This window comes from Thauera sp. ZXT1-4, from assembly GCF_052598215.2.
Genome location: NZ_JBQWSN020000057.1, coordinates 1 through 6,261, shown reverse-complemented (window position 1 = coordinate 6,261; position 6,261 = coordinate 1). Strand labels below are relative to the sequence as shown.

9 protein-coding genes are annotated in these 6,261 nt (G+C 58.0%); 7 read left to right on the top strand and 2 right to left on the bottom strand.

Annotation, left to right across the window (positions count from 1 at the left end; genetic code table 11):
• A partial coding sequence (gene tnpA, locus ACUH78_RS18545) for an IS66 family insertion sequence element accessory protein TnpA (RefSeq protein WP_510497594.1) occupies positions 1-376 on the bottom strand: 376 nt, incomplete at its 3' end.
• Positions 377-391: 15 nt separating this feature from the next.
• Here tnpA and ACUH78_RS18540 point away from each other — a divergent pair.
• The 7 genes from ACUH78_RS18540 to ACUH78_RS18510 all read left to right on the top strand — a co-directional run bounded on the left by ACUH78_RS18540 (position 392) and on the right by ACUH78_RS18510 (position 4,846).
• A complete protein-coding gene (locus ACUH78_RS18540) occupies positions 392-1,051 on the top strand; it encodes a PcfJ domain-containing protein (protein ID WP_445334190.1) in 660 nt (219 codons plus the stop codon).
• Positions 1,052-1,186: 135 nt separating this feature from the next.
• Positions 1,187-1,834 (top strand): hypothetical protein, encoded by a 648-nt coding sequence (locus ACUH78_RS18535; protein WP_048704297.1) that lies wholly within the window; start codon positions 1,187-1,189, stop codon positions 1,832-1,834.
• A 2-nt stretch (positions 1,835-1,836) separates the two neighbouring features.
• On the top strand, positions 1,837-2,205 hold the full coding sequence (locus tag ACUH78_RS18530; RefSeq protein ID WP_445334191.1) for a hypothetical protein: 369 nt from the start codon (positions 1,837-1,839) through the stop codon (positions 2,203-2,205).
• Entirely contained in the window at positions 2,198-2,485 is a 288-nt protein-coding gene (locus tag ACUH78_RS18525) for a hypothetical protein (protein WP_048704303.1), read from the top strand. The genes ACUH78_RS18530 and ACUH78_RS18525 overlap by 8 nt, the downstream gene beginning before the upstream one ends.
• Before the next feature lie 120 nt (positions 2,486-2,605).
• Positions 2,606-3,646, top strand: a complete 1,041-nt coding sequence (locus ACUH78_RS18520) for a hypothetical protein (RefSeq protein ID WP_048704306.1) — start codon at positions 2,606-2,608, stop codon at positions 3,644-3,646.
• A gap of 27 nt (positions 3,647-3,673) precedes the next feature.
• Entirely contained in the window at positions 3,674-3,997 is a 324-nt protein-coding gene (locus ACUH78_RS18515) for a hypothetical protein (RefSeq protein ID WP_445334192.1), read from the top strand.
• Between the two features lie 183 nt (positions 3,998-4,180).
• Positions 4,181-4,846 carry a PAS domain-containing protein gene (locus ACUH78_RS18510; RefSeq protein WP_445334193.1) on the top strand — a complete coding sequence of 222 codons (666 nt, stop codon included), beginning with the start codon at positions 4,181-4,183 and terminating at the stop codon, positions 4,844-4,846.
• 561 nt (positions 4,847-5,407) lie between these two features.
• Here ACUH78_RS18510 and ACUH78_RS18505 read toward each other — a convergent pair.
• Entirely contained in the window at positions 5,408-6,097 is a 690-nt protein-coding gene (locus ACUH78_RS18505; RefSeq protein ID WP_297358556.1) for a hypothetical protein, read from the bottom strand.
• Positions 6,098-6,261: the final 164 nt, after the last annotated feature.

Below are 6,261 nucleotides of genomic sequence, written 5' to 3'. Positions count from 1 at the left end.
GCACGCGATCGAGCACCTGCCGCGCAGCCGCGCCATGCAGACGCAGCGTCATCGAATCGGGCAGCACGACATCGATCTCCACCACATCGACTTGCACCCTCGGGGCTGGCTGCGCAAGTGCGATGAAGCGGCCGCTGCCTTCGCCCAATGCGGACCCTGCCTCGGCGGCGGCCAGTCGGTTGATGCGATGGCGGAATGTCGACAGCGCCAAGCCGGTGGCCTGGCAATACTGCGGAATACTCAAGCCTTGCCGGCACCGCTGCTGCTCATGCGAGCGCCAGAATGCATCATCGCGATGCACGCGCCGCTGAACCGCCGCCTCGCCATGGTGCTGAGTCGGCGACTCCACCACCGCCATCAGCCTCTCCTGCTCCATCGTCGTTCTCCAGAAGTGAGTTTCGCAGCCGCAACCATCGACGATTCAGCGCTGCCTGGGAACTACGGGGTTGCTCGGACGGTTACGATCGAGGCGAGGGCTGATGTTTATGGCCACCCGTTCGATGGGCTTGAGGCGTACCTGACCGAGCAGATTGGCCTGGCACGTGAAGACATGCTCAAGCCACTCATCCATCGCCGTTTGCGTCAGTCAGTTTATGACGGCGTTGCGGTGAAGGAACTGGTGACCCGAGCCGAATGCTTCCAGGAGGGCGAAGATCTGCATCATTGCATCGGCGGGTACGCTGGGGCGTTGTCCTACGGGAAAACCGTCTTGCTCAGTCTCAGATCGAGCGAGAAGCTCACATCGATGTGGAGTTCGGCAGAGATCAGTCTCGACGATCTTGCGAGGCCTGTGATCCGCCAACACTACGGACCGTGCAACAGTCCCGCGTGCGAGGCCCACCAGGCGGTTCTCAAGCAGGTTGTCGATGACCTGGTGGTCGGTGAGCTGGTGGCGAGGACACGGTGGCTCCAGCGGTTGTCATGGCTGGGTTATCGGGTGGCGCCTCTGGTTTTGCGCGGTCGGTCGTTCAAGCGAAAGGCTGCTGAGGTCGTGGCACGTTTTCGTCCGAAACCCGAGCCGAATTTCGATCCCGATGTGATCCAGTGGTAGTTAGTTTGAGAGTCGGCTTCAGAACGGCTCTCGGTTCCGGCCGCAGCTTAACCACACAAGGTTGGCTGCGGTTTTTTATGCGCCCGTCCAGCGCATCTCTGAGGTGCAGTTCAACCTCAATCCAAGGAGAAAAATATGGGCATCACCACAAGTCCGATTGTCGTTCATCTCGATACGATCGGTATGGATGACTACCTGGCCAGCGATGACCAGGCCAAGACGGTGTTTCACGCGCTTCAAGCCTACGGCTTTCTGCTCACGCACCAGCCGCCGAAGGGTGTTCTTCGGCGCTACACGTTTGCCGAATTCGCAGCGGTGATCGAGATGAACTACGACGTCACCGAGCCGCGGCATTGCGAAGTTGTTGCGGTGTTGCGCGAGGTGCATCGCCTCAATTCTGGTGAGAGTCCGGTTCGCACCAAGCTCAAGTCGATCGTGATTACCAGAGCGATCGAGGAGTACCGGGCTGAACTCGAGGCGTTCGCCCAAAAGCACGAAGGCGAGATCGCTGCGCTGGCAGAGGAGGTTAACGCCGGACGCATCGTCCTCGATGAAGACGAGCACTGGGATCGTGTCGATCTGCTGAAGGGGGCGCTGGGCAGCCGATGCGCGAACGCAGTCGGTTCGCGTGAGGATGATCAGGAGGAAGCCTTGGCACTGGCCGAAAGCTGGGTCAGCACGAGCTACTCGCAGTTTGAGCCTCGCACGAGTCTGCTTCTGGCCTTTTGGCTGGAAGGCATCGATGCGGTGTGCGGCAGGCTGTCTCGCGTGGTGGAGGCCTGATCATGGTGTTCTCTCAACGCGAGTTGGCAACGGTGTTGGCAGCCCTGCGCTTCTGGGCGCGTACCGGCATCTCGGGTACGCCTCTGGAGCATTCGATCGCAACCGAAGGGGAGGTGCTGCGGCCCCTCAACATGGAAGAGGTCGATGTGCTGTGCGAGCGACTCAATACGGTCGATGACCACGAGGCGAAGCGGGTGCTGGTGAGCCTTAGCGGCGGAGTTGCCGACATCGCCTGCGATCCAGGTGTCGAGGTGGCCGTGTTCGACCATGACGCCTTTGCATCCGATCCCGAAGCGACGGCTGGCGTGCCTTCAAGCTTCAAGGGCCTCGCCGAGGTTCTGGGGGTGCCTGTGGAGGCTCATCATGAGTAGCCACTGGGCGTGGGCCGAGCGGGTGATCGCTCAGCATGACAGGGACAAGCCTTTTGCGCCTGAAAACGGTGATGCGCTTCGTTTTAGCGTTGGCGACCCCGTGATCTACACCAACGACTATGGCGTGCAGTTCAAGCAGCGTGTGACGGGCCTGTATCAGCCGTCCGAACCGTGCTCGCTGTACGCAACGGGCCGGCGCTATCTCCTCGATACGGACTGCTACTGGATGCCGGTAGCAGAGGCAAATCTGGAGTTGGATGTATCCAGGGCGGCGCTCTGATCTAGGCAAGTAGCAATCTAACTCAATGGGGCGAAATGCCCCGACCACCCTCGGCGGACAGTCACTTCCCGCCAGGGGGTGAGTGTTCGCCATTTCTTTCGGAATGAATGGAGAACGAAGATGGCACAGAATTACTACGACTGGACGGGTGTCCTCAACCTGAAGCAGGTCACCGGCGTCATTCAGGCGCTTTTTGGCGGTGCTGATCTGGATGCTGCGTATCCCGGCAACGGGCAGGCGTACATCGCGGAGATGTCAGAGGGCAGTTGCCTGCGCTGGGATGAGATCCACGAGGCGCTTGTCGAACTGGCTGAATCGTACGAACTCGCGGTCACCGAGGGTGCCCGTGAGTGCATCAAAGCCTGCGCGGTGCTGCTTGCCGAGCACTTTGGGCACTCCTCAGAAAAGGTAATCGAGGTGCTCGATGGGCAAGCCTTCGATGATGATCGGCCGGAACTTACGGTGCTCTTCGAGTTGGCTCAACTGTTTGATGATGGCCACGAGCTCACGTCGATCGAGACTGAAGGTGCGTATCACTGCAGCAAGCCACGGCTCCACGAATTCGGCGGGAATGGCTTGTTCATTGGGAAGCATGTCGTCGTGCATCGTTCATCGGCTGCGGCGATCGCGGATGGCAGTGGTCTGGAACGGGCGCTCAGTGAAGGTAGCCTTGAACGCGCTGTTCAGCAGTTGCTTCTACAGGTTGAAGGTCGGCTTGAGGAAGTGACCGATGAAGCGGTCCGCGCCACGTTGCGTGAGGGATTGGCTCGAGCACTGGCCAAGCCTGAGCAAGACAAGGCAGCGCTACCCAGTTCGGTGCCTGTCAAGCACTGGGCCTCGTACGCGTTTGCCGATCTGGAACCCACTCATGTCATGGAGGTCGATGACCAACGCTTGCATTCGGGTCAATTGTTCCTTACGGCAGGGCAGGGTGAGGGTGACCTCGACCAGCTTCTGTCGGTGACGATGGAGGTCGGGACGAACCCCGTCAATGGGATCGACCAGGTGCCGTGCGCGCATATCCACTTTGATTCAGATGCACTCGCGTTCTCGCTCTACCGGGTCGGTAACGGGATCGTGCTGCGGCCGGAGGTCGGCGTCACGTTGCGAGGTCAAGCCCCAACGTCTGTCTCGGACGATGCGTTCTTTTGGGTCGAGTGAGCGTGGATGGTCGACAGGAGAACGAACATGGCGAAGTCGGCACAGGAAATCGTTGCATCTATCGCGCCCAACGAAGCGGCCTTCATGCAGAACTCGGAGCAGTTTGCGGGATTTATCAGGAAGGCCACCTCAACGCGGGTCGATTTTCACTGGAGGGATGCCTTGCCCGGAAAGCCTGATGAGATGACAATTAACCGTCATGGTGTCGTGTGCAGCAGGCGGTTGTTCGAAGGTCAAACCTGGTTCGGGTACACGTTGGACCCGTTCGGTGAAGACGTCAGTTACAGTGCGACCAACGATGTTGCCAAGCTCATGTTGGAGCGTTTCTTGAAGCGGCCCCAAGCCGCTTGAGTGATGTAGATCGAGTCGGCACCATGCCGATTCGACTCTGATCGCAAGCCCAGCACACCTCCGTTCACGAGGTGCGCTGGGCTTTCTTTTTGGCTGATCTGTTCTTGTGAGGAGGTGGAGTGCGGGCCTGTTAATATAATAATTCTTCTTGAATCTAAGACAATTCAGACGAGAAGGAATGAAATGCAAGCTGACGAGGAAATGTATCGCCTGATTGTCAACGAGATTAGCGATGGAATCTTGGTGCTCGATGCGGACTTCGTCGCGCGTTTTGCCAATCCAGCCATGCTCCGAATTCTTGGCTATTCCCCGGATGAACTAGACGGGGTGTGGGCAGGCGACTTGGTTTGGTCTGAGGCCGAGGACCTGGGGCGCTTTGCCGAGGAAACTGAGAAGCGCAGGCGGGGTGAGAGCGGAAACTACGAACTTCGCTGGCGGCGCAAGGACGGCTCAGCGTGCTGGAGTCGCATTAGCGCTACGGCTCGCTTCGACCCTGATGGGCAGTTCGATGGCTCTCTTATCGTGTTCCAAGACATCACGGAGCGTAAGCGGACTGATGAGACACTTCGGTTGTGGGCGAGTGTCTTTGCCAACAGCCGAGAGGGAATCGCAATCACAGATCGGAACGGGATAATCCTGGATGTCAATGAGGCATTCGTCCGTATCACTGGCTATGGTCGTGAGGAAGTCATCGGCCAGAATCCTCGCATCCTTCAATCTGGACGCCACGATAGTGCTTTCTATGCTGGCATGTGGGAGAGCCTCTACAAAGTGCAGATTCCATTCTTCATGATCAAGCAGTCCAACGACATGATCGCGCTGATTGATGGTCATGATCAGCGGCTTTGAGGGGCGCGCTTGGGTTCGCTGAGTTCTTGGCTAAATAGTCTGATCCCCGATGTGCGATGTGGTAACGCTGCGAAGGGCGTAGCCCGAAGCAGCGTTACCACATCGCAAACCCCCTTGAGTGACTTGCTCGGCGACTGCTCCGGGGAATCGTGGGACCTCTTCTCGGGCAATACCGATCGGCGAAGTGGCAGATGCACTACGCTAAAGGCAAGCTCAAGGGCGATATTAGGGAACCTGACTGCGACGTGATGCAACGCCGTGTGAAGCGGGCGTCGGCAGTTATGAACAACTATCCAATTCCGTCAGCAGTTTCCTTCCGTCTTAGCAACAGAATCGTCATTCAAACGACTGCTTCACTCTGAAATCTTCCATACCGCGCTATGCGAACGGCTCAGCCACGCGGTCGTCCAGAATGTGTCGATTGACCGGCAGCACTGCGACTTACTGCTGCCGCACTGCGCTCATCCGATCCGAGCGGTAGGTTCAGACCTCATCGAACTGGCGGTATCGACCCGGAGCCGCCATTGAGCTTCGAGGAAAGTTGTCGCTCAACGCGCGCCTTCAACGGACGGCGAAATCCACAGCGTTTTGACGACCCCCTGCAAGCGCTCGTTCGCAATTTTGTGCGGTCGGTTCGTGGAGTCCAATCACGGGCCCTACCTTCTCCCAGTCACATTGACTCTTGAAAAACCCAACGAACGCATCACGCTCCGGAACTCTCTGAGGGTCGCGAAGGCGGGTGATTGCAGCATCGAAGTGGCGAAGAACGGCGGAGTAACAGCGCCGAACGTCGATCAGCACAGACGCTATCTCCCCTTGGAGATCAAGACCCCCATCCTTCTTCGGGAGAGTGATCACGATGTCGCGATTCATCTCTGCGAAATAGACACGCTCGCGGAACATTCCATCGTGAAAGAATCCACAGCGAGCATCAGAGTAAAGAAGATCCCCCACTCTCAATAGAAGCGTTTCGGGTACGTTCGAGGACTTAAATACATCCACGAAGCCTCGGGAGAAAAACTCCTTTGATCGGTTCTTGGAGGACTGGCACCTTGCATAGCTGCAAGCCCCTTCAAAGTACGTGAGAAGTATGCAGAAAGCCGCAGGCCCGCCGTGCTCCTGCTCGAGAAGAACTTTTGCAGGGGCCAAGAGCCAGTTCCGAACACGGTCCTCGTAGACGTCAATGACGTCATCGGTGGATGGAGAATCCAGCTTGGAGTCTCGGAAGGATGGGCTTATGGATATTGCCATGGCACCTCCATGGGGGCTAACGAAACGCACGGGGTCAGGTCCTTCATTTGCTCATGCGTCATTGGCTGGACTCGACCCTTATGGAAAGCTTTCCATAAGGGTCGTTATGCCAATGCCGTTTAGTTAGGCCACCGGCTTGTACGCGACCGGATAGCCGCGGCGCA